Origin of the sequence: Lysinibacillus sp. LK3 (assembly GCF_001043675.1) — a bacterium.
Lineage (GTDB): Bacteria > Bacillota > Bacilli > Bacillales_A > Planococcaceae > Lysinibacillus > Lysinibacillus capsici.
The window spans coordinates 22,405-45,131 of record NZ_LDUJ01000034.1; the positions used below are offsets into that span (position 1 = coordinate 22,405).

At 37.1% G+C, this 22,727-nt stretch carries 21 protein-coding genes; 17 read left to right on the top strand and 4 right to left on the bottom strand.

The annotated features are described in order from the left end of the window. Position 1 precedes the first annotated feature (1 nt). The 5 genes from VK91_RS20380 to VK91_RS20400 all read left to right on the top strand — a co-directional run bounded on the left by VK91_RS20380 (position 2) and on the right by VK91_RS20400 (position 4,341). Positions 2–1,201: an acyl-CoA dehydrogenase family protein gene (locus VK91_RS20380; RefSeq protein WP_048395476.1), complete on the top strand. Its 1,200-nt coding sequence runs from the start codon at positions 2–4 to the stop codon at positions 1,199–1,201. Between the two features lie 3 nt (positions 1,202–1,204). Next, positions 1,205–2,068, top strand: a complete 864-nt coding sequence (locus VK91_RS20385) for a transporter substrate-binding domain-containing protein (protein ID WP_048395478.1) — start codon at positions 1,205–1,207, stop codon at positions 2,066–2,068. A gap of 82 nt (positions 2,069–2,150) precedes the next feature. Then, entirely contained in the window at positions 2,151–2,858 is a 708-nt protein-coding gene (locus tag VK91_RS20390; RefSeq protein WP_048395479.1) for an amino acid ABC transporter permease, read from the top strand. A gap of 12 nt (positions 2,859–2,870) precedes the next feature. Beyond that, entirely contained in the window at positions 2,871–3,572 is a 702-nt protein-coding gene (locus tag VK91_RS20395) for an amino acid ABC transporter permease (RefSeq protein WP_004233514.1), read from the top strand. 13 nt (positions 3,573–3,585) lie between these two features. Then, positions 3,586–4,341 carry an amino acid ABC transporter ATP-binding protein gene (locus tag VK91_RS20400; protein ID WP_048395482.1) on the top strand — a complete coding sequence of 252 codons (756 nt, stop codon included), beginning with the start codon at positions 3,586–3,588 and terminating at the stop codon, positions 4,339–4,341. Between the two features lie 51 nt (positions 4,342–4,392). Here the strand turns inward: VK91_RS20400 and helD are convergent, their stop codons facing one another. Beyond that, complete coding sequence (gene helD / locus VK91_RS20405) at positions 4,393–6,696, bottom strand: RNA polymerase recycling motor HelD (RefSeq protein WP_048395484.1); 2,304 nt, start codon at positions 6,694–6,696, stop codon at positions 4,393–4,395. A gap of 437 nt (positions 6,697–7,133) precedes the next feature. Between helD and VK91_RS20410 the strand changes: the two genes are divergently transcribed. Together VK91_RS20410 and VK91_RS20415 are read left to right on the top strand one after the other, a co-directional pair. Next, the gene (locus VK91_RS20410) at positions 7,134–8,090 is read left to right on the top strand and encodes an AAA family ATPase (protein ID WP_048395487.1); all 957 of its coding nucleotides are present in this window, start codon (positions 7,134–7,136) and stop codon (positions 8,088–8,090) included. Positions 8,091–8,114: 24 nt separating this feature from the next. Continuing rightward, positions 8,115–8,753, top strand: coding sequence for an RNA ligase family protein (locus VK91_RS20415; protein ID WP_048395489.1), 639 nt, complete (start codon positions 8,115–8,117; stop codon positions 8,751–8,753). Positions 8,754–8,938: 185 nt separating this feature from the next. On the opposite strand, the gene VK91_RS20420 is transcribed toward VK91_RS20415, so the two are convergent. Continuing rightward, the gene (locus VK91_RS20420; protein WP_048395491.1) at positions 8,939–10,129 is read right to left on the bottom strand and encodes a coenzyme F420-0:L-glutamate ligase; all 1,191 of its coding nucleotides are present in this window, start codon (positions 10,127–10,129) and stop codon (positions 8,939–8,941) included. A gap of 122 nt (positions 10,130–10,251) precedes the next feature. Between VK91_RS20420 and VK91_RS20425 the strand changes: the two genes are divergently transcribed. Continuing rightward, positions 10,252–11,169, top strand: a complete 918-nt coding sequence (locus VK91_RS20425) for a LysR family transcriptional regulator (RefSeq protein WP_048395493.1) — start codon at positions 10,252–10,254, stop codon at positions 11,167–11,169. A 16-nt stretch (positions 11,170–11,185) separates the two neighbouring features. On the opposite strand, the gene VK91_RS20430 is transcribed toward VK91_RS20425, so the two are convergent. Then, positions 11,186–12,067 (bottom strand): LysR family transcriptional regulator, encoded by an 882-nt coding sequence (locus VK91_RS20430; RefSeq protein WP_048395494.1) that lies wholly within the window; start codon positions 12,065–12,067, stop codon positions 11,186–11,188. 113 nt (positions 12,068–12,180) lie between these two features. Here VK91_RS20430 and VK91_RS20435 point away from each other — a divergent pair, with 113 nt between their 5' ends. Beyond that, a complete protein-coding gene (locus VK91_RS20435; protein WP_048395496.1) occupies positions 12,181–13,200 on the top strand; it encodes a YeiH family protein in 1,020 nt (339 codons plus the stop codon). A 112-nt stretch (positions 13,201–13,312) separates the two neighbouring features. On the opposite strand, the gene VK91_RS20440 is transcribed toward VK91_RS20435, so the two are convergent. Then, the gene (locus VK91_RS20440) at positions 13,313–13,645 is read right to left on the bottom strand and encodes a heme oxygenase (protein ID WP_048395499.1); all 333 of its coding nucleotides are present in this window, start codon (positions 13,643–13,645) and stop codon (positions 13,313–13,315) included. Between the two features lie 219 nt (positions 13,646–13,864). Between VK91_RS20440 and VK91_RS20445 the strand changes: the two genes are divergently transcribed. The 8 genes from VK91_RS20445 to VK91_RS20480 all read left to right on the top strand — a co-directional run bounded on the left by VK91_RS20445 (position 13,865) and on the right by VK91_RS20480 (position 22,726). After that, positions 13,865–14,551: a response regulator transcription factor gene (locus VK91_RS20445; protein ID WP_048395501.1), complete on the top strand. Its 687-nt coding sequence runs from the start codon at positions 13,865–13,867 to the stop codon at positions 14,549–14,551. Next, the gene (locus VK91_RS20450) at positions 14,535–15,950 is read left to right on the top strand and encodes a HAMP domain-containing sensor histidine kinase (RefSeq protein ID WP_048395503.1); all 1,416 of its coding nucleotides are present in this window, start codon (positions 14,535–14,537) and stop codon (positions 15,948–15,950) included. Before VK91_RS20445 ends, VK91_RS20450 begins: the two co-directional genes overlap by 17 nt. Positions 15,951–16,159: 209 nt before the next feature. Then, on the top strand, positions 16,160–16,861 hold the full coding sequence (locus tag VK91_RS20455) for a polyphosphate polymerase domain-containing protein (protein WP_048395505.1): 702 nt from the start codon (positions 16,160–16,162) through the stop codon (positions 16,859–16,861). 19 nt (positions 16,862–16,880) lie between these two features. After that, positions 16,881–17,564: a DUF4956 domain-containing protein gene (locus VK91_RS20460; protein ID WP_004233537.1), complete on the top strand. Its 684-nt coding sequence runs from the start codon at positions 16,881–16,883 to the stop codon at positions 17,562–17,564. Between the two features lie 42 nt (positions 17,565–17,606). Next, entirely contained in the window at positions 17,607–19,391 is a 1,785-nt protein-coding gene (locus VK91_RS20465) for a CotH kinase family protein (RefSeq protein WP_048395507.1), read from the top strand. Positions 19,392–19,478: 87 nt separating this feature from the next. Further along, positions 19,479–20,081, top strand: coding sequence for a methyltransferase (locus tag VK91_RS20470; protein ID WP_048395509.1), 603 nt, complete (start codon positions 19,479–19,481; stop codon positions 20,079–20,081). A 402-nt stretch (positions 20,082–20,483) separates the two neighbouring features. Further along, a complete protein-coding gene (locus VK91_RS20475; protein WP_016992165.1) occupies positions 20,484–21,704 on the top strand; it encodes an ABC transporter substrate-binding protein in 1,221 nt (406 codons plus the stop codon). A gap of 146 nt (positions 21,705–21,850) precedes the next feature. Continuing rightward, positions 21,851–22,726, top strand: coding sequence for a branched-chain amino acid ABC transporter permease (locus VK91_RS20480; protein WP_016992164.1), 876 nt, complete (start codon positions 21,851–21,853; stop codon positions 22,724–22,726). Position 22,727 lies beyond the last annotated feature (1 nt).

Here is a 22,727-nt window from a genome sequence, read left to right on the forward strand (position 1 = left end):
TTTGAAGAATTTATTTGTAAAGACAGAGCGACAACGATATTGGCTAGATCAACTAGCTGCTATAGCTGAGCCAATCAAGGCAGAGGCTGTTGAGGTAGATGAGCAATCTCGTTTTCCGTTCGAAGCTCATCGATTACTTTTACAAATTGGCTATCCTCAACTTACTTTACCGAAACAATATGGCGGAGAAGGGTTATCTGTTTATGATATGGTGCTTGTACAAGAGACGCTAGCAAGCTATGACGAAAATGCCTCTCTTTCCCTTGGATGGACATTAGGTGTTGTTGGGGAAATTTATGAAACTAAACTATGGACTGATGATCTATTAATAGCTTTTTCTGAAGAAATAAAGAGAGGGGCCATGATTAATAGAGCTGTTAGTGAGGCTGCAACAGGTAGCCCAACGCGAGGAGGGCGGCCAGGGACAAATGCCATTTCTACTAAAGGTGGCTGGCTAATAAATGGGCGCAAGATTTTTACGACTGCATCTCCGGTGCTCGATTATTTCCTTACCTCCGCTTGGATTGAAGAAAAGCAGCAAGTTGGCTTCTTCCTCATTCATAAGGATGCAGCAGGTCTATCCATTGAGGAGAATTGGGAGATGTCTGCAATGCGAGGCACAAGCAGCCACGACCTTGTGTTAAAGGATGTGCTTGTTGCAACAGAGCATTTAGTAGAGTTACCAAGTCATCCGAGTGGTGGCAAAATAAATGGCTGGATACTCCATATCCCAGCAACTTACTTAGGTATTGCACAAGCAGCCCGTGATTATGCTATTCATTTTGCTAATCACCATCAACCGAATAGCCTGAATGCGCCAATTAGTACGTTGCCAAACGTACAACAGCTTTTAGGGGATATTGAATTAAAGCTCCATCAAGCACGTTTTGTCTTATACGGAGTGGCTGAGGCTTACGATGATCCTGCTAGACGTGGACTAATAACAAATGAGATGGCTGTTGCTAAACACACAGTAACAAACATGGCAATAGATATAGTCGATAAAGCGATGCGTGTAGTAGGGGCGAAAAGCTTACAACTATCCAATCCATTACAGCGTTATTACCGCAATGTTCGTGCAGGGCTTCATAATCCACCGATGGATGATATGACGATAATTAAATTAGCGACTGCCGCTATTGAACAGCAGAAATTATATGAAAATCAATCATTAAATCACGTGAAAAATAAGGAGAAATGACATATGAAGAAGAATAAGATTTTTCAATTTGCTGCAATTGGTTTGGCCTCTATAGCATTATTAGCAGGTTGTAATTCAGGAGAATCAGCAGATAAAGACTCAGGTGATGGTGAAAAGGTACGTACAGTAAAAGTAGCCTACGATCAAGCCTCAAAGCCTATTAGTTACATCGACGATAATGGAAATCCAACTGGTTATGATGTAGAAGTAATGAAATTAGTAGATGAATTGCTACCTGACTATCAATTTGAGTATGTAGGTACAACAAGTGATGATTTATTAATTGGTGTGGAGCAAGGGAAATATCAAGTAGGGGTTAAAAACGCATTCTTTACTCAGGAACGAACAGAGAAATTTATTTTCCCAAAGGAATTCTTAGGTTTAAGTAGCGCAGGTTTAGTTTTGCGTAAAGAGGATGAAGGCGTGAAAACATTAGCGGATTTTGCGAAAAAGGGCTATTCTTTAGCACCGATTGCTGCAAATAATGCTCAATATACAATTATCGATGAGTATAATACGGCAAATCCAGATAATAAAGTAAAACTTGAGGCCGGTGACGCCTTTACTGTCGATGTAGTGCAGTGGGTAAATGAAGGCCGTGTTGATGGTGGTGTCATGATTGAAGGCCCATTTAAACAACAAGTACTTGCAGAAGATGGACCATATTATAACCTAAAAGATGACGTTGTCTATAACGAATTTGCTGTTATAAAAACATGGCCACTGTTCAATAAAAAAGAGCAGGAATTTGCTGACGCTTATGATAAAGCAATAGCACAGGTTAAAGAACAAAAGAAAACAAATGAATTAAGTACAAAATTCTATGGCCGTGATTTATTTGAAGTACTGGAAAACGTAAATCGTTAGTTTAAAACGGAACGAATAGTAAGGCTGTTGAGTCAGTAATGCTCAGCAGTCTTTATTCATAAAAACAAAAGTTGGTGAGGAAATGGATAAATATTTTGACGCAACCTACATTTGGAACGCAATCCCAGTGTTATTGCCATTTTTAAAAATTACGTTCTTAGTTGCAGGGTCCTCCATTATCTTAGGTACCCTATTCGGCTTATTGCTGGCGGCTGCTAAGCTATCTTCAGTCAAGTGGCTAACTAAATTCGCCAATCTGTATACAACGATTATGCGTTGTACACCCTCCATTGTTTTGTTATTTCTTGTCTACTATGGTGTCCCAGCATTAGCGGAAAATGTTGGTCTTAATCTCCATTCAATTGAAACGGCCATATTTGTTGTCGTAACATTCACCTTACAATTCACGGCAATAATGTCTGAGGTGATACGGTCTGCCTACTTAGCCATTCCAAAAGGGCAGTTTGAAGCAGCCGTTAGTGTCGGGTTAACACCATTCCAAGCCTACCGTCGAATTATTTTTCCGCAGGCGCTGGTCGTCGCTTTACCGAACTTTGGCAATGGCATGATTGCTCTATTACAGGAAGGTGCACTCGCTTATACAATTGGTCTAATTGATATTGTAGGTAAGGCAAATCTAATTATTGCAAGTAACATCAATGCTCATGCCTTAGAAATTTATATTGCATTGGCTATTATCTATTGGGTGTTATCTATTATTATAGAGAAAATATTTACTATATTAGAAAAGGTATTTGGCAAGGGTAAGAAGACCCTAGAAACAACTTAAGGAGGCGTGAGGGTGAATTATCAATTTTTACTTGAAACATTTTTCGTAGCTTTGTCTGGTGTTCCTATAGCGCTCCTAGTCACAGTTGTTGCTTTGGTGATAGCTTTGCCACTAGGTTTTTTGTTAGCACTAACTAGGATCAATAAAATTCCAGTTATTCATCACCTCGCGAAGATTTATGTTTCTTTTGTTCGAGGAACGCCGATTATTATACAAATTTTTATTATCTATAGCAGTATACCTTTAATGTTAAAAATTATTTTTGAAAAATATCATATTGCGTATGATATTTATAAAATCAATCCAATTTGGTATGCGTTTATTGTATTTGCATTCAGCTCAACAGCCATTTTGATTGAGGTCTTTCGATCGGCGTTAAGTACCATTGAAAAGGGGCAACTAGAGGCTGCACACTCAGTAGGTTTGTCAACATTCCAAGCATATACTCGCATCATCATTCCACAGGCATTAGTAGTGGCATTGCCGAATATTTGCACAGCTACAGTTAATCTTATTAAAGCTACATCGCTAGGCTACGCAATGTCGCTTCCTGAAATTACACTGAAGGCAAAAGTAGCGGCAAACGTTGGCTACAATTATGTAGAGGCCTATTTGGATATCTTTATTGTGTACTTAATTTTATGTAGTACGGTTGAATACTTGTTTAAGCGTTATGAGAAATATTTAAGCAAATACAAAATGGCAAATGTCTAAGGGGTGAATTAGCATGTTAGAAATTAAAAATATTCATAAATCATTTGGTGGCAATGAAATCTTAAAGGGTGTTGATTTAGCCATTGATAAAGGGGACGTTGTTGTTATTTTAGGTCCCAGTGGTTCAGGAAAAACAACATTATTGCGTTGTATCAATTTTTTAGAGAAGGCTGATCAAGGCCATGCGACATTTGGAGATATTCAGGTTGATTTTCAACATGTAAAGAAAAAAGACGTGCATGCAATTCGCCAGCGTGTCGCATTTGTCTTTCAAAACTATAATCTATTCACTAATAAAACAGCATTAGAAAATGTAACGGAAGGATTAATCATTGGACGTAAAATTCCTAAAGCACAGGCTGTGGAAATTGGTAAAAAGGCACTTGATAAAGTAGGTTTATCAGACAAATATGATGCCTATCCAAGTCAGTTGTCAGGAGGTCAACAGCAACGTGTTGGTATTGCACGAGCAGTAGCTTTGAATCCTGATATTATTTTATTTGATGAACCAACGTCCGCACTTGACCCTGAGTTGGTAGGTGAGGTTCTACAGGTCATGAAAAATATTGCAGCGGAGGGTACAACAATGCTTGTAGTAACACACGAAATGGGCTTTGCCAAAGATGTTGCCAATCGCGTAATTTTCATGGATGGAGGAGTGGTTGTAGAGGAAGGTAGCCCTCATGATATTTTCGTCAGCCCAAAAGAGGAGCGAACGAAGAAATTTTTAAAACGTGTTATTCCAGAAGACTATACGTTCTATATATAAAACAGCAAGAGAACAGGAGAATCTGTTATTTACAGATTCTCCTGTTACCTATTATTGAAGGAAATACGTTAATTTGTTGATCGAGTAAATGTGAAGCTCATGCATAGCTCTCGTACACGCCGTATAGAAATAGTACCGCTCGCTTTCTCTTGAGTAATTAGCGGCAGATGCATTATAGATGATTACCGCATCAAATTCGATCCCTTTCGCCATGTAAGCTGGAAGTAATAAAATACCCTTCTTAAACTGCTTTGAATTATGGTTGATTAATTGAATATCTACTCGATTGTTTAATTGCTTATAAACGGCAGAGCATTCGGCTGCGGTTTTACAGATGACAGCAATTGTTTCGAATTCAATAGATAAATGGTCGATATTTTGAATAATATGATCCATTAATTCCAATTCATTTGGCACAATAGTAATCGATGGTTCAGGGCCATTTCGGTTAAAAGCTTCTACTTCACTACCATCATTCAATATTTTGGCAGTGAGTTGTATGATTTGCTTTGTCGAACGATAGCTTTTGGTTAATATCATTTTTTCTGCCTGCTCACCATATAATTGAGTGTCGAGTAGAGAAGGATTATTAAAGGTATGTGGATGAATCGTTTGGTGGCCATCACCTAAAATGGTCATACGTGCTTTTGGGAATAACTGCTGTAATACAGTAAGTTGAAATGGCGAATAATCCTGTGCTTCATCTATTAACACATGACGGATCATCCTATTGGTCTGTTGTCCTTCAATTTTGTCCTGTAAATATAAAAATGGTGCAGTATCCTCATAGGCAATCAAACGCTTTGCTAAATTAGGGAGTGTTTGTAGACAAATGTCCTCCCAATTGTCTGGCATAAGGTGTTGTAAATCCCTGTTAATAGAACTATTCAAATCAAAGAGCTGTCGATATGTACCCAACATATGGACAAACTTTAACTTGTTAACAGAGTTACGTAATGGTTTAAAGTGTTTTTTGACAATTTGTCTCGCTAATTTATAGCGTTCTTGATCAAAATCGTCAAATGAGTTTTCAGTATAGCGACCCTCATATAAAAGTTCACTATAAGATTTGGAATAATCTTCTTTATCTAATAGCTCAGTAGCTTCTTCTACCCATTCCTTTGTACGCTCAGCCTTTTCCAATTTCGTTAGTTGCTGCAATAACCATTCTTTTACTAATTGTAGGCGATCTGGTATCGACATAGTAGAAGGGAAAGAATAGAAGTATTCGGTAATTTCCTGTGCAGTAATAATCCGCTCTCCACGAAAAACGATATTTTTAAATAATAAGCCTTTATCGGATAAATAACTCGCATATTGATCGATTATATGTTTATAAGCGAGACTCGCTTTAAAAGAAATGATGCTTAATTTTGTTTGATACTGAGCATCATCCTTTTCTGTTAACAGTTCTTCAAGCTGCTCATAAGGATACTCTAATTGAAACTGTTTACCTAATCGTTTTTCAGCATATTCTATAAACGTTAACTGCTGCATATTGTCTTCCCCTAAATCAGGTAAGACAGAATGAACATATTGATTAAAAAGTTGGTTAGGTGTAATTAGCAGAATTTGATTGGCAGTCATTTCATCACGATAACGATAAAGTAGATAAGCTACCCGCTGTAAGGCTACAGCTGTTTTGCCACTACCTGCCACGCCTTCAACAATAAGATAGCGTGAATTTACATGGCGAATAATTTTATTTTGCTCTGCTTGGATTGTCGCAACAATACTACGAATATGCTCATTTGCATTTTGCGCAAGGATATCGAGCAGTAGGTCATCACCAATTGTAAGGCCCGTATTAAACATGGATTGTAGTTGACCATTTTTAATAATAAATTGCCGTTTTAACAGCATTTCTCCATGAATTTCTTCATCTAATGTTTCGTAGGATGCATCACCAGGTGTGTAGTCATAATACATACTTGATATAGGCGCTCGCCAATCAAAAATGATGATATTTTCATCCTGTTCATCCAATAATGTGGCTACACCAATATAAATTTTTAAAGGGTCTTGTTGACCATCTTGTACAAAGTCAATACGAGCAAAATAGGGTGACTGTTGTAAACGTTCATATACCTTTACATTACGAATTGCACGTTCCTGTGCTAGCTCTGAGTCAGATAAAAGCTCTGCCTGCTGCTTAATTGCAAAAAAGGTTTCGTCTACATCCTCAGCGGTATCTAGGTTGACTCTCACATCGTTCCAAAAGGATTTCTTTAAGGCAACAGCATTTTCTTTAAAACCTTTTTCTTTATGCTCTAACTCTTTTATTTTATGAACAATAATGTTTAAAGAATCCTCAAGGTGATGCTTTTCTTCTAGCCATTCTTTTTGATTTTCCAACGTTTACTCACATTCCTCTCCATAGTTATTTGCTTCCTTTGACAGTAACCCTCACCTCAATAGATGGTGAGAAGAGGGTAATTGTGATGCTTTTTTAACTGTTTGTCCAACCACAAATTTGAATATAGTGAAAGTATCCAAATGCACATGATATGGGGGGATTGAAGCAGGAAATTTATCATACATCTACTTCGGAAAGAAGTATAGTCTAGAAATTATTGTAAATTTATGATACAATAAATGTGTAAGGTAATAAGATATTGATAAACAGAGACAGCTCTACAAAAAGGTGGAGCCGTCTTTTTTATATGTAATATTGCTTCATATTATGACTGATTATCATAAATTGTTATTAAAAATAATGGATGAAATGCTATTGAGACACTAAAGAATGTGGCATGCCATACGATAAAGAAACTTGAAGGGAGGTGAAAAAAATGAAGGTAATCTTTACAGTGGGGTTGCCTGGTAGTGGGAAAAGTACATTTGTGAAACAGTTAGCTAAAAATGAAAATGCAATTGTCCTATCAAGCGACGCTATACGTCAGGAGTTATTTGGGGATTCAACGAAGCAAAAATCACGTATAGTCTTTCGTACATTATATGAACGTCTTAATGACTTAGTGGCAAAAGGGTTTTCTGTCATTGTGGATGCAACCAATATTGAACGAGAGCGCAGGATGTTTGCACTTCGTAAAATACCAAGTAATGTGCTGAAGGTATGTTATTACTTTGATACACCTTATTCAATCTGTGTAGCTAGAAACCAGCAAAGGAAAAGACATGTACCATTAATCGTGATGGAAAAAATGAGAAAGCATTTAGAGTTCCCGACAGTAGGAGAAGGGTTTAATGAATTGCATATTATTCATGAATCAAGTCCCTATGATCTTTCTCGACAACAATTTGTTTCACTCATACAAGGCCACCCCACCTATGAAGAGCTTTTTCAAACACTTCAAGCAGTCCCACTTTTCAAAGAAATTTATCAATTCGATCAAGAAAACCCATTCCATCAGTTTTTACTATGTCAGCATACGTATTTTGTGTACGCGTATATCAATGAGTACTACTTAGAAAGCGATAAACTAGCTCTACAAATAGCTGCATTGTTTCATGATGTCGGTAAACCAGCTTGTAAAAAATATAAACCTTTGCAACAGCGTTATGGTTATTTTGGGCATGAAAATGTCTCGGCTCAACTGGTTTGCCATTTTCTATTAGAGTTGGGCTTTGAAAAGGAATTTGTATTAAAGGTTGTTCATTTAGTGCAATTTCATATGTTAATCCAGTATGGGGGAGATAGAGGTGGAAGCCAAATTTATCATTTATTAGATGATGATTTATTAACAAGGCTTTATTTTTTCCGTGAGGCAGATCAATTTGCCAAGTAAACTTTAGGAAAGGAAGGTGAAAATATGACGAAATTAATGAAATACCCAAGAAGTTTTCATTTACCATGGAGCAGGGGTTATACCGATGATGATAAAGTTGCTAGAAATGTGAATCATTTTATTGGAAAGGAGGTTGTTGTCACTGAAAAGTTAGATGGAGAAGGGACAACACTTTACAGAGACTATATGCATGCTAGAAGTATTCATTCAGCCAACCATCCTTCTAGACATTGGGTAAAAACATTTCACGCGAATTTTGCGTATCGGATTCCAAAGGACTGGCGCTTATGTGGTGAAAATGTTTATGCCAAGCATTCTATTTATTATCAAGGATTAACAAGCTATTTCTATTTGTTTAGCATTTGGAATGAAGAAAATATTTGTTTGAGCTGGGATGAAACCGTGGCCTTTGCAGCAGAGTTAGGTATAGAAACAGTGCCCGTTTTATACCGAGGGATTTTTGACGAAGAACAGATAAAACGTACATTCACTGGAAAATCATTCTTTGAAGGGGAACAAGAGGGGTATGTCATTAGAAATACTAGCTCATTCCATTACGAAGATTTCCGCTATAATTTAGGGAAATTTGTGAGACCGCAACATGTTCAAACAAGTGAGCATTGGCTACAAGAAGAAATTATTCCAAATAAATTAAAATCCTAACCAATTAAGAAGAGAAGGGACTGAGCACAATGTAATACTATAGCAAGCATTCAATAATCATCTATTACGAGGTAGGTGCAAGGAGTGCATATCCCTTTCCAATGGGAGTACGGGTTCGATTCCTGTTATCCTCGCCATAAAAAAATGAACTCTCTTCATTAGGACGAGAGTTCATTTTTGTTTGTTTATTTAGTGTAATTATCGAAGTAGCCTTGAATGTAAATCATTGGTGTTCCTTTGTCACCCGAACCAGATGTAAGGTCAGATAGGGAACCGATAAGGTCTGTTAAACGACGCGGTGTTGTTCCTTGTGCAGCCATTTGACCTGTTAAATCTTCATCTTTATTTTGGATGTATTCAGAAATAGCAGCCTTTAGTTCTTCGCCTCGAAGGTCTGCAAAATCATTGTCCGCTAAATATTTTAATTTAACCTCGTTCGGTGTTCCATGTAATCCAGCGGTGAATGCTGGGGATACAACAGGATCTGCAAGCTCCCAAATTTTACCTACAGGATCTTTGAATGCGCCGTCACCATAAATCATAACTTCTACTGTTTTTCCTGTAGCTTCTTTAATTTTTGCTTGGATTCCATCAACAATCGGTTGGCAAGTATGTGGGAATAATTTAACACTATCCTCTGTTGCTTTGTTCGAGCCAAGTAGACCATACTCAGCATTGAAACCAGAGCCATTAATTGATTCAGCTAAAATATTATCAAGGCTGTAAACTTTTTCTGCACAGTTCGCTGTTAGAATACGTTTTGTGCGGAAGCGTGAATGAATATCACATGTTAAGATACTCTTTGTGTAATTTAAAATTGTTTTTGGATTATTTGAGAAGATGACCTCACACGTAGCCCCTTCTGCTTCGATTAACTCTTTATAGTATTCAATATAATCTACACCAGTAAATGTGTGTTTTTTATAGCCAAAATGCTCGCGGAATTCAACCTCATTGAGTGTATCCGTCCATGGGTTAATGCCTTTTACATCGAGCTCATCAATATCTACAAGGTGATTACCCACTTCATCAGATGGGTAGCTTAGCATTAATACTACCTTTTTTACACCTTTAGCGATGCCTCGTAAACAATTGGCGAAGCGGTTTCGACTTAAAATGGGGAAAATAACGCCTACCGTATCATCACCAAACTTAGCCGCTACATCTATGGCAATATCATCAATCGTAGCATAGTTTCCTTGTGCACGTGCCACGACAGATTCAGTTACTGTCACAATATCACGATCCTCTATTGTATATCCTTCAATATGTGCAGCATTTAACACTGTATCTACAACAATTTGTTCAATATTATCGCCTTCATTAATAATAGGACCACGAAGACCTCTTACAACTGTACCGATTACACGTTCCAATTTAATCTCTCCTCATTCTATCTAGCGTAAAGTGATATAAAAACCATATGATTTTACTATAAGGCTCGTTAATGATATAAGTAAAATTAATAGTTCATATAATAGCTATAAGAGGTGCTTATATGATAGGGAAATTAGATTTATATCGTGTTTTTAGTGTTGTAGCAAAAAATAATAGCTTTTCTAGTGCGGCAAAAGATTTATATATGACACAGCCAGCTGTAAGTCAGGCAATGATGCAATTAGAAAATGAGCTTGGCACACGTCTTTTTAATCGAACTCCTAAAGGTGTGACATTAACAACAGAGGGTAGCTTACTTTTTGAATATACTAATTCTGCTTTAGGGCTTTTAGATGCTGGTGAAGAAAAGTTACTTGAATTTAAAAATTTAACAACAGGGCAATTAAAAATAGGTGTAGGTGATACGATCTCACGCTTCTTTTTAATGCCTTATTTAGAAGCATTCCATACAATGTATCCGAATATTAAATTGCAAATGCTAAATGGCACAACCTCTGAAATTTGTAATTTTATTAAATCGGGTGAAGTAGATATAGGGTTTTGTAATTTTCCAATTGAAGATTCAACATTACAGTTAACGGTATGTACAGATATTCAGGATATTTTTGTCTGTGGGGAAAAATATAAAACACTTTCATCTAAAAGTTTAAGCTATGAGGACCTTTTAAAATTTCCACTTATCTTTCTAGAGAAAAAATCGAATTCAAGGAAGTATGTGGAAGATTATCTTTTTGCAAGAGGCGTTCACATAGAGCCAGAGTTTGAGCTAGGCTCACATGATTTGGTACTCGAATTTGCGCGTAGTAACCTCGGCATTGCATGTGTAACAAAGGAATTTTCAAAGGACTATCTTCAACGTGGACTTCTTTATGAATTAACTTTAAGGGAAAGTATTCCTACGAGAAGTATTGGTATGTGTTATTTGAAGTCAGTACCCCTTTCTAGAGCAGCAATGAAATTTGTTGAAATCATTGAAAGTAAACATTTTAATACGAGAAGAACCATAAAAAGAGCTTAGCGACGAGAAAAAATCGCTATGCTTTTTTTATTAAGATATCAATCAGTATGTCGACATTGCGCTTATTTTTCATGGTAGGTGAGCAAAGATAAGAAAATGTTCGCATAAAGTGCTGTCCTTCAAGAAGCAGAATAGTCATATCTCCATTTTTTAATTCACGTTCTATCACACAGGCAGACAATAAAGAAAGACCAAGTCCCTGCATAACACTCTCCTTCACGCCCTGATTACTGCTAATAGTCAAAAGCGAATGAATCTGTAAACCATTTGCTCTGAATAAATGATCCAGATAATAACGTGTTCCAGAGCCTTCTTCACGCGCAACCCATCTTTGCTGCTGGAGTTTATCAGCAGTCAGAGGTTGTTGCTTTGTAAGAGGATGTTTACTGTCGCTAACAATAAATAACTCATCTTGCATAAATGGCTTAATGACTAGTTCATTATCATGAGCCTGTCCTTCAATTAGACCTATATCGACTTGCAGTAATTTTGTATATTGAATGATTTCTTTTGTATTGCCAATAATAATTTGAAGTTCAAGTTGTGGGAATTGTTGCTGTAAGCTTGCAATAATTGGAGGTAATATATATTCGCCAATTGTAAAGCTTGCCCCAATGACTAACGTACCTTGTACCTCTTGATGATAGGCCGCGATATCTTCTTTTGCAGCTTCAGCTATCGCCATGATTTGCTTTGCTCGTTTATAAAGAATTTCACCAGTTGGTGTAATTTGCACCGATTTTGGGGAGCGAATAAATAAGGTTGTTTGTAATTCTTGCTCTAGATTCTTAATGTGTAAGCTAACACTTGGTTGTGAAATATGAAGTATTTCAGAGGTCTTTGTAAAATTATTGACCTCAACCAGTGTGATAAATGTTTTTAAAGCATCCAATTGCATATCTTCACCCCTATTATTAGAAATATTAATAATAATAATTATATATATGTATTTTACTAATAGTGCACTCTTTATTAAAGTAATAATCAACAAGGGAGAAAGAAGTGAACATCATGGTTAATAGACAGCATAAATTAAAATCTACTCTTAATCCAAATTTCTTGAAGGGGATATTGTTAACGCTTCTTATTGCTTTAGTAGCGAAATATATTGCCACATTTCCTTTCCTTTCAATATTGGGACAGTTGGTTATTGCCATTATATTAGGGATGATCTGGCGAGCAACATTTAAAGTACAAGATTCTTGGCAAGTAGGTATTTCATTTTCCAGCAAGAAGCTATTACGCTTTGGTATTATTTTATTGGGTATGCGCTTAAATTTGGCAGATATTTATCATGCGGGTGCTAACGTTTTTTTAATTGCAGTCATTAATCTGCTATTTGCCTTAATTGTTGTGTACGGCCTAACAAAAATATTTAAAGTCGATCAAAAGCTAGGGATATTAACGGCTTGCGGGACTGCCATTTGCGGAGCTGCTGCAGTAGTGGCAATTGCACCTCAAATTAAAGCAAATGAAAAGGAAACGGCGGTAGGGGCAGCGATTGTTGCGTTATTGGGGACTATTTTCACACTTATTTATACGGTACTTTATTCCATCATCGATTTAACACCTACTGCGTATGGGATTTTCGCAGGGGGGACATTACATGAAATTGCGCATGTAATTGCAGCTGCATCTGCTGGTGGAAATGAAGCAATTGATATAGCCGTCATCGTGAAATTAACACGAGTGGCCCTACTCGTACCTGTAGCAATTGTTATTGGTATTTTCTATCGAAGAATGGACAAAAGTGAAGAGAAAAAAGCCTTTTCTTTATCCATCATACCGTGGTTTATTTTAGGATTTTTAGCGATGAGTGCTATCAACTCTTTAGGGATTATACCGGCGAATGTATCGCAAGCATTAGTTGATACTGCTTATATCTTAATTGCGATGGCAATGGCTGGTCTAGGGCTAAATGTTGAAATGAAAACATTTAAGGAGCTAGGTGTAAAGGCATTTATTGCAGGTTTAATTGGCTCGGTCTGTCTATCCGTGCTGGGCTATATACTAGTCATTCTTTTATATTGATTTAATCAATGTTTCTTATACCAAGAAAAAAGACCCTGCATGATCGTTCAACCATGCAGGGCTTTTTAGATAGAATCAGAAGATAATGTATAAGTAATTTAATCGTCGTTTATTAATTTAAGGCTTCAATAGAAGAAGCTAATTCCGCCACCACTATTTTGCTGCCGATAATTGGACTGTCAGCCTTTTCTCCCTCAGAGCCCGAATTTGGGCGTTGATGGGCTGCAGCAAATGCATCGCTATTACGCCATGCTTGGAAATGCTCCTTAGATTCCCAATACATATTAACACTCATTTCATCATAAGTAGGATCATCAGTTGAAATTAATACCTCTACTTTATGAAAGCCTTCAAACTGTTGCAGAGGACCTGGCTTTGTAAAATTTGGTGCCATTCTCGCAGCAAAACCGGGTTTTACTTGAATACGATTAGTTACAATAATCATGCTTTTACCCCCCTTAATTTCATTTACTAGGTTTTTGAATGAATTATCATTGATTATCATTCGCACTCAATGATAAGTGGCTGAGGAAGACATTGTCAATAGATGTCCTCTATATAATCTGTGCTAGTAGTTTATGGGTAATGGATAGGCTGACATTTAACTGACATAATCCAGTGCTATAATGAATATAAGAGTGAACTAGTAGCGAGGTGATTGACTTTGGCAAACATTTTAGTAATAGAGGACGAATATCCAATAAGCCAGGTTTTAAAGGTGTATTTACAAAAAGTGGGTTATAGTGTGACACAATGTTTTAATGGTGGTCAAGCCTTGGTCATGTTTCGTGAAACAAAGCCAGATCTAGTGTTGCTAGATATTATGTTACCAGAAAAAAATGGTTGGTCCATTTTAAAAGAAATAAGAGAACGAAGTACTTGCCCAGTTATCATGTTAACAGCATTAGGTGAGGTTAATTACCGTCTAGAGGGGTTTGATCATGGGGCAGATGATTATATTGCCAAGCCTTTTATCGCAGATGAAGTTGTTGCAAGAGTGAGGGCTGTTTTAAGACGTGCTGTAGGTAGTTCTGATTCAGCTACTAGTAAGCAGTATGGGTCTCTAGTGATTGATTGTAAAGCGCATAAAGTGCTTTTGGGTGGAGAAGAGATTGTATTAACGCCAAGAGATTTATCAGTGCTCATGTTTTTAGCTGACCACCCTAATCAAACATTTACCCGGGATCAGCTTATAGATCAAGTTTGGGGATGGGAGTATGAGGGTAGTGATCGTGCTGTAGATTTAGCTATAAAGAGGCTAAGGAAGGCTTTAAAAGAATGGGATGAAGCGGAAGGAGAAATAAAGACACTACGTGGATTGGGGTATCAGCTAAGTGTTCAAAAAAAATAAGCGAATATCCTTACTTCAATATTGGACGAGCCGATATTTACTGACACTTTTTATAGGCTTAGCTATTATATCTTTAATCTCAGCAGCGTGGATTCGACATACAACATTTGAAAATCGATTAGAATTAATGGAGTTTTTAGCAGACGAGACGGTCTATCGTTTAACGGATACAACAAATCCTAATAATGGACCTATAAATGGTATTCCAGGTTTCATAGGGGATCGTCAGCGTTTTAATATGAAAGAGATCGATCCGATTTTGTATGTTGTAGATACAGAGGGAAATATACTGACTAGCAACCGTCCTGTACCACCTGGTAGTGCTAAAAATGTAGCTGGCTTGTTAGATGGAAAAGAAGGTACTCAGGAAATAAAGGATGGACTTGAACCTGAATATGTAGTGAAAAGAAAGATAGAAAATAATCATGAGTTATTGGGCTGGGCCCTGGTGATGGAGAAGAAGGAGAATTTAACAAGAGTTAACCAAGCATATGGACAGCTTGCCATATTAATTGGAGCATTAGCATTATTAGGCTGGATCGCTATTTACTTTCTGTCAAAGCGTTTGGCCCATCCCATTAAACAAGTAGCTGAGGCTGCCAAGCATGTACAGGAAGGCAATTATGCAATTGATTTGCCTCAATATAGTAAGGAAAAGGAAATCTATGAGCTTGTTTCCTCCTTCAAAAATATGGCAAATAAATTAGAACAGCTGGAGAAAACTCGAACGGAATTACTAGCAGGTGTCACCCATGAATTGAAAACACCTGTCACCTCTATAAGTGGTTTATTACAGGCTGTAAGAGATGGTGTTGTAACGGGACAGGATGCTATGGAATTCATTGAAATGGCTATGGTCGAAACGACAAAAATGAAAACAATGGTTGGTGACTTACTTGCCTTTAACCATTTTGCTGTCGATGCTATTCCTGTGCAGATAGAGTCAGTAGATGTTAATCAGCTACTACGAGAGGCGGTGGCACAGTGGGAAGTCATGCAGGAAGATGAACATGTAAAAGTTAATTTACATTTGTTGGAAAAACCTGTGCTTGTACAGATAGATATTGTTCGTATCCAACAGATCATTACAAACCTATTAACCAATGCTAAACAGGCGATGGACAAAGGAACAATAACCTTGAGGTTGATAGATCATGGCGAGGCTCTGTCAGTGATGGTGAAGGACACAGGACATGGAATCCCTCTAGAGGATCAGTCATTTATTTTTGAGCGCTTTTATAGAGGGGAAAATAAAAAATATACGGTTCGCGGCTTGGGTTTAGGATTACCACTTAGTAAAATGATGGCCCAATCTGTTGGGGGCGATTTGCGATTAATTGAAAGCAATCCCTTTGGAACACATTTTGAATTAGTATTGCAAAAGGCTACTACGCTATAAGAGCGTAGTAGCCTTCTTAGTGTTGGTTTAATCCGTCACCCAGAAATCTGCTTTGTTTTGTAAAAGAGAGTTGAAGAATTTGTAAAGCTGACATCTGCCTGACACAAAAGCCCTTTATAGTAAACGATGTAGACGGGAAATGAACAAAGGGACCAGCAGCATTAAAGGTTAGTCAGTCTGACACTAATACAAGTAGGGAGAGTGATGAAATGCCAATAGTTACTTCATTTAATCCAAATGGTCGCCAAGAAATAAAGCAAGCGATCTCTTATCCAGATTATGCATTATTAAAAGCCAAGCTTCAGCATGTTATGCAGCGTGATCATCATGCTGGCTTAGACGGTAAATATTTAATTCGTAGTACGTACTTCGATAATTTTGCCAATAAAGTGTTAAATGAGAAAAAAGAAGGCTTTATTAATCGAGATAAATATCGAGTACGCATATACGGCAAGTCTAATAATGTTATTAATCTTGAGCGGAAGAGTAAGCGTAACAATGTGACCTTTAAAACAAAATGTTCAATATCTCAAGCTGAGTATGAAAAACTACGTATTGGCGAGATAGCCTGGATGAAGAATGATGACCGAGCGCTAATTCTAGATTTATATCATGAGATGAATTACAACCAGTTGCGACCTACTACGGTAGTGGATTACGAGAGAGAAGCCTATATCTATCCGTTTGGCAATGTGCGTGTGACATTTGATAGTAAGGTGCAATCGAGTCTACGCAACACGGATATGTTTAATAAAAACTTGCCTATGGTCGATGTGCTGGAGCCTAATCTTGTTATTTTAGAGGTAAAGTACGATGAATATCTACCAGACATCATCAAATATTTACTACAGTCAGTGGATACTCGTGCTGAGGCCTATTCAAAATATCAACTTAGTCGTATGTACGGCTAATAATAAAGGAGAATGAACAATGGATACAATTAAATTTAGTGATATTTTTAAATCTAACTTTTTAGAAAAAACAACCTCGTTTTCATTAATCGATTCAATTATTGGTTTAGTAGTAGCGTTTTTTATTGGGCTTTTCATTTATGCTGTTTATAAGAAGACCTTTAATGGAGTCATTTACTCACATTCATTCAATATCTCACTACTTATAATGACAATGGCAACAGCACTAGTGATTATGGGAATCAGTTCAAATGTTCTGCTGTCACTTGGTATGGTTGGTGCTTTATCTATTGTACGTTTCCGTACACCTATTAAGGATCCCATGGATTTAGTCTATATTTTCTGGGCAATTGTTTCAGGTATTTTATGTGGTGCTGGCTTTATTCCTTTAGTGATTATTGGTGCTATTTTAATCGGACTTGTATTGCTAATATTCGTTAATAAAATAACGGTAGAAAATCCGTATTTACTAATTGTAAAGTTTGAAGAGGAATTGGCTAATGCTGAAATTGAGAGAATTATTGCTGCGCAAACAAAAAAATTCGCTCTCAAATCGAAATCCATTATGCAACAGAATGAAATCGAAACAACTTATGAAATTCGTGTAAAACAAAATGATGCAAAATTGATGGATGAACTAACAAAGGTAGCTGGTGTAAAATCAGCCATTATGCTGAGCTATGATGGGAATTTCACAGCGTAATGACCTCATTAACAAATAGAACTACGATGAGAGGTGACGGCTATGATTAAAACACGAATTGTCTATCTATGCATGGTGATTTTACTCCTTCTCTTTGTCGTGATATATGCTGTACTTCCGAATGTAGGCATTGAAACGAAAAATTCTGAGTTCTCCTATGAGAATATAGTATTTAATAAAAATAAAGTAACAACAGTTGATATTGAAATTGCTGAGGAAGATTGGGCTGACATGCTCGAAAATGCTTCTGCTGAAGAATTAAAACAAGCAGATATTACAGTAAACGGCAAGAAAGTTGAGAATGTTGCTATTCGTACAAAGGGCAATCTATCACTACGATCGGTTGTCAATAGTGACTCAGATCGCTATAGCTTAAAAATCGATTTTGATTATTATGATGATACACAAAGCTTGTATGGCTTAAAAAAATTAAATTTAAACAATAATTATAGTGACTCTACATTAATGAGAGAGTATATCTCCTATGAACTGATGGAGCAAATGGGTTTACCAACACCAGCACACTCCTATATGTATGTCACAGTGAATGGTGAGGAGCGGGGTTTGTTCTTAGGGGTAGAAGCTGTGGATGAGACATTCCTGGCTAATAATTACGGCTCTAATGATGGTTTTTTATTTAAGCCAGATGGGACAGGCAGCGATTTAAAATATATTAGCGACGATATCGAAGACTATACAGGTATCGGATTAAAAACAAATGAAGGTACTATTAATCAATCCAAATTAGTTGAAATGCTAGACGCAATTAATAATGGTGGAGACATAGAAAAGTATATCGATGTGGATGAAATGTTACGTTATTTTGCCGTCAACACAGCACTTGTGAATTTAGATAGTTATCAAGGGAATATGAAACATAACTATTATTTATATGAACAGAACGGTGTGTTTTCTATTATTCCTTGGGATTACAACATGTCCTTTGGTGGCTTTGGGGCTGGAGGCGGTAGAATAGCAGGAGGAAACGGTGAAAATCAAGCTGACGTTACTACTAATATGGAAAAACCAGTGGCACAAAACAATGGACAACCCGATCAAACTGGCGATGGGGGTATGCAGCAACAACGAGGTGGCGGCGTTGACATGGGAATGGGCATGTCGGGCAATCTAATAAATGATAGTGCTATTAATTTTAGTGTGACAACACCTGTTTCTGGCACAACATTAGAGGAGCGGCCACTCTTGAAGGCATTGCTTTCGAATGATGAATATCGTGACAAATATGAAGGTTATTTAGAAGAGCTAGCGACAACTTATTTAACAGAAGAGTATGTGCAATCCATTACTAAAAAGTTAGCTGTCTTATTAACTACTTATGTGGAGGCGGATCCAACCAAATTCTCTACTACGGAGCAGTTTTTAGAAGCAGTTGAAGGTGAAAATAGCTTGCCGGAATTTGCCAAACAGCGCTCAGAATCTATATTAAGGCAACTGTCTGGGGAGCTTGTTGTGGAAGCATCTACGTCTTCTCAGGGCAATATGGGTATGCCAATACCAAGTGAAAATGGTGAAATGGATTGGATGCCAGATGATTTTGATCCAAGTCAGCTACCAGAGGACTTTGATCCATCAAAGAGCCCACCTTTTAATAGAGAGGGCGAGGGTCCGAGAAATGGACAAAATGGAGAACAAATGCAACCTCCTGATGGAAATGGAGCCCCAATGGGAATGCCTGGTGCGAATAGTGAAGCTGCGAATCACGAGCCTGTTATTGATAAAAATACAATGTTTACAGCCATTACATGCCTGGTGCTACTCCTTCTTGCACTTCTCTTTGTTGTTAAATTTAAACGTAGAGGTCGTTAGAAAATAACCATATCCAATATCTTTGGGTATGGTTTTTGCTTTTTATCGTGTTAAAATAAAGCATTCTTTTCTGAGGAGTCCTTTCATATGAATGAACAGCAATTTGATAAACATTTGCATATAAACACGGTGGGAGAGCAATATGGCTTTCCTAAGCTTGCACACTATCATCGTTATGAGCCAACACCCTACAGAGGATTGGAGCAATTATTCGCTGCGTATCAGATGCCTGACAATCCAGTATTTATTGATATGGGGTGCGGGAAAGGGCGAGTTCCTATTTATGTGCACCATAAGTTCCATATACCAACCATTGGGATAGAAATGGATGCAGGGTTTTATACGGAGGCTGAAGAAAATAAACGTAGTTATCTTCAAAAAATGAGAGCACATGCCCCTATTAAGTTTATTCATACAATAGCCGAATCATATGAAATAAAGTCACGTGATAATGTGTTTTTCTTTTTTAATCCTTTTTCAATCCATATTTTTCGTACAGTCATTAACAATATTTGGAAATCCTATGAGCACCGAATGAGAGATATTCATATAATTTTATATTATCCGCCTTACGATTATTTACAATTTTTACATCATGGAACACCATTTGAGTTGCTTCATGAAGTGCATTTAGAAAATGAAACAAATATTAATGAGCGCCTTTGTGTCTTTGAATTAAAAAAAGCTTAGAGTATGGGAAACCCACTCTAAGCTTTTTCCTGTTAGCAGTACAGATATAAGCAATTAGTTATTCGTATTCTTTTGATTATTTTCAGGGAAATAATTGTAATAGAGGAAGAGGTTCTATAAATTAAGCAGACTTTATGTTGAAAAAACAATTTCATCTGATAGTTTTGTACTAGTCTATAGTTTGAATTAAAAGATAATTCATAAATAACTAATTATACTGAAAAATCACTCTAGACTAAATATAAAGAATGTTTTACAATGAAAAAGGCTTATATGAATAATATTTTCTTTTGTTTTTAGATAGTTATAAATAATTATTTTGGCTATTGAGTAAATGAATTTAATTGTTTATAATTATCAGAAATATCTAATATTTGAGAAATTTTCAGGGGGAATTTAATTATGAGAGAGAGCAAAAAGCTTAAGAAGTTCGGTTCACTTTTAGTAGCATCTTCATTACTTGCTGGTGTTCTTGCTGGTTGCGGTAACGGAGACGATTCAAGTTCTGGCGGAGGCTCATCATCAGGCGGAGGTTCATCTGATGGCGATACAATTAAAATCGGTGCCAACTTAGAGCTTTCAGGGAATGTAGCATCTTATGGTTCCTCTATTGGGCTAGGTGCAGAACTGGCTGTAAAAGAAATTAATGATGCTGGCGGTATTGATGGTAAGAAAATTGAACTGATTAAAGTAGATAATAAATCAGAGAACTCTGAAGCAACTTCAGCTGCTATTAAACTAGCAACGCAGGATAAAGTAGTAGCAATGTTAGCACCTGCAACTTCAGGTAATACAGTAGCTACTGTTCAAATTGCAAATGATAATAAAATTCCTATTGTTACGGGTTCTGGTACAGCACCGAATATCACGGTAAATGAGGATGGCAGTGTTAATGAATATGCTTTCCGTACATGCTTTATTGACCCATTCCAGGGGATTGTAGCAGCTAATTTTGCTTCAGGTGAGCTAGATGCGAAAAATGTAGCTATTTTTGCAGATAATGCATCAGACTATGCAAAAGGTTTAGCAAAATCCTTTAAAGAAACGATTACGAAGAGTGGCGGAAAAGTTGTAAAAGAAGAAGCTTATGTAGCGAAGGATACAGATTTCCGTACACAATTAACAAATATTAAAGCGGCAAATCCAGACTTTATCTTTATCCCTGGATATTATGAAGAAGTAGGTTTGATTGTTAAACAAGCACGCGAAATGGGCATTGATGTACCTCTGATGGGTGCTGATGGTTGGGATTCTCCAACTTTAATTGAATTAGCTGGCGCGGATGCATTGAATAACACATTCATCACAAACCACTATTCTGCTGAAGACCCAGATCAAAAAATTCAAGATTTCGTAAAGGCATTTAAAGCGGCAAATGGTGACAAAGCGCCTGACGCATTCAACGCACTTGGTTATGACACAATTTACTACATTGCTGATGCAATTAAACGTGCAGGCTCTACAGATGGGGAAGCAATTAAAAATGAATTAGCTGCAACAAAAGATCTTTCTTTAGTAACAGGTACTTTCTCAGTTGACGAAAATCATAACCCAATTAAAACAGCAACAGTTCTTGAATTTAAAGACGGTAAACAAGTGTTCAACTCTAAAGTTAATCCTTAATGTTTTGTAAGCAAGGGGGAGGCGGGTAAACACGCCTTCCTTTTTTGTGTGTTAGATAACTAGAATCGTAGAGCAAAACATAACTTTTAGTATCGATCTATGTACTTATTTTTCAATTTTCAGAAAATTTAAAGGAGTGAATGCGCATGGAATGGATACAGCAACTTGTGAACGGTATTTCACTTGGAAGTATCTACGCGTTAATAGCGTTAGGGTATACGATGGTATACGGTATTATCAAGCTGATTAACTTTGCTCATGGTGATGTCTTCATGATTGGGTCATTTATTGGCTTTTACGCTATTGCTAAATGGGAGCTTGGTTTCTTCCCAGCATTATTATTGGCGATGTTAGTTTGTGCAATTTTTGGTGTATTAATTGAACGTATTGCCTATAAACGTTTACGAAATGCGACACGTATCGCAGCTTTAATTACAGCGATAGGTGTATCGCTATTAATTGAATATACAACAATTTTCTTCAGAGGTGCACAACCAGCAGCATATCCTGAAGTTTTCAAAAATAAATCATTAGATATTTTTGGCGTTCAAATCAGCAGTACTTCCATCTTAATTTTATCAGTCGCAGTTGTACTGATGATTCTTTTACAATTCATCGTACATAAAACAAAAATCGGTAAAGCGATGCGTGCCGTTTCCCACGATGCAGATGCAGCTCGCTTAATGGGTATTAACGTTGACAATACAATCTCTGCAACGTTTGCGATTGGTTCAGCTTTAGCTGGTGCAGCAGGTGTTATCTTTGGGGTTTATTATACAAAAATTGACCCGTTAATGGGGGTTATTCCTGGGGTTAAAGCATTTATCGCAGCTGTTCTTGGTGGTATTGGTATCATCCCAGGCGCTATGGTTGGTGGTATGTTATTAGGTGTTGTAGAGTCCTTAGTAAGTGCACTTGGCTTCTCGTTATGGCGTGATGCAGCGGCATTCGTTATTTTAATTTTAATCTTAATCTTCAGACCATCGGGTATCTTTGGTAAAAACGCCCGTGAGAAAGTGTAGG

Bases quoted from the DNA above. Each gene is read 5' to 3' on its own strand.
- VK91_RS20385 (WP_048395478.1), top strand. From the start codon at position 1,205: ATGAAGAAGAATAAGATTTTTCAATTTGCTGCAATTGGTTTGGCCTCT.
- VK91_RS20460 (WP_004233537.1), top strand. From the start codon at position 16,881: ATGGATACAATTAAATTTAGTGATATTTTTAAATCTAACTTTTTAGAA.
- VK91_RS20400 (WP_048395482.1), top strand. From the start codon at position 3,586: ATGTTAGAAATTAAAAATATTCATAAATCATTTGGTGGCAATGAAATC.
- VK91_RS20430 (WP_048395494.1), bottom strand. From the start codon at position 12,067: ATGCAATTGGATGCTTTAAAAACATTTATCACACTGGTTGAGGTCAAT.
- VK91_RS20475 (WP_016992165.1), top strand. From the start codon at position 20,484: ATGAGAGAGAGCAAAAAGCTTAAGAAGTTCGGTTCACTTTTAGTAGCA.
- VK91_RS20425 (WP_048395493.1), top strand. From the start codon at position 10,252: ATGATAGGGAAATTAGATTTATATCGTGTTTTTAGTGTTGTAGCAAAA.
- VK91_RS20455 (WP_048395505.1), top strand. From the start codon at position 16,160: ATGCCAATAGTTACTTCATTTAATCCAAATGGTCGCCAAGAAATAAAG.
- VK91_RS20390 (WP_048395479.1), top strand. From the start codon at position 2,151: ATGGATAAATATTTTGACGCAACCTACATTTGGAACGCAATCCCAGTG.
- VK91_RS20440 (WP_048395499.1), bottom strand. From the start codon at position 13,645: ATGATTATTGTAACTAATCGTATTCAAGTAAAACCCGGTTTTGCTGCG.
- VK91_RS20465 (WP_048395507.1), top strand. From the start codon at position 17,607: ATGATTAAAACACGAATTGTCTATCTATGCATGGTGATTTTACTCCTT.
- VK91_RS20415 (WP_048395489.1), top strand. From the start codon at position 8,115: ATGACGAAATTAATGAAATACCCAAGAAGTTTTCATTTACCATGGAGC.
- VK91_RS20410 (WP_048395487.1), top strand. From the start codon at position 7,134: ATGAAGGTAATCTTTACAGTGGGGTTGCCTGGTAGTGGGAAAAGTACA.
- VK91_RS20480 (WP_016992164.1), top strand. From the start codon at position 21,851: ATGGAATGGATACAGCAACTTGTGAACGGTATTTCACTTGGAAGTATC.
- VK91_RS20470 (WP_048395509.1), top strand. From the start codon at position 19,479: ATGAATGAACAGCAATTTGATAAACATTTGCATATAAACACGGTGGGA.
- VK91_RS20435 (WP_048395496.1), top strand. From the start codon at position 12,181: ATGGTTAATAGACAGCATAAATTAAAATCTACTCTTAATCCAAATTTC.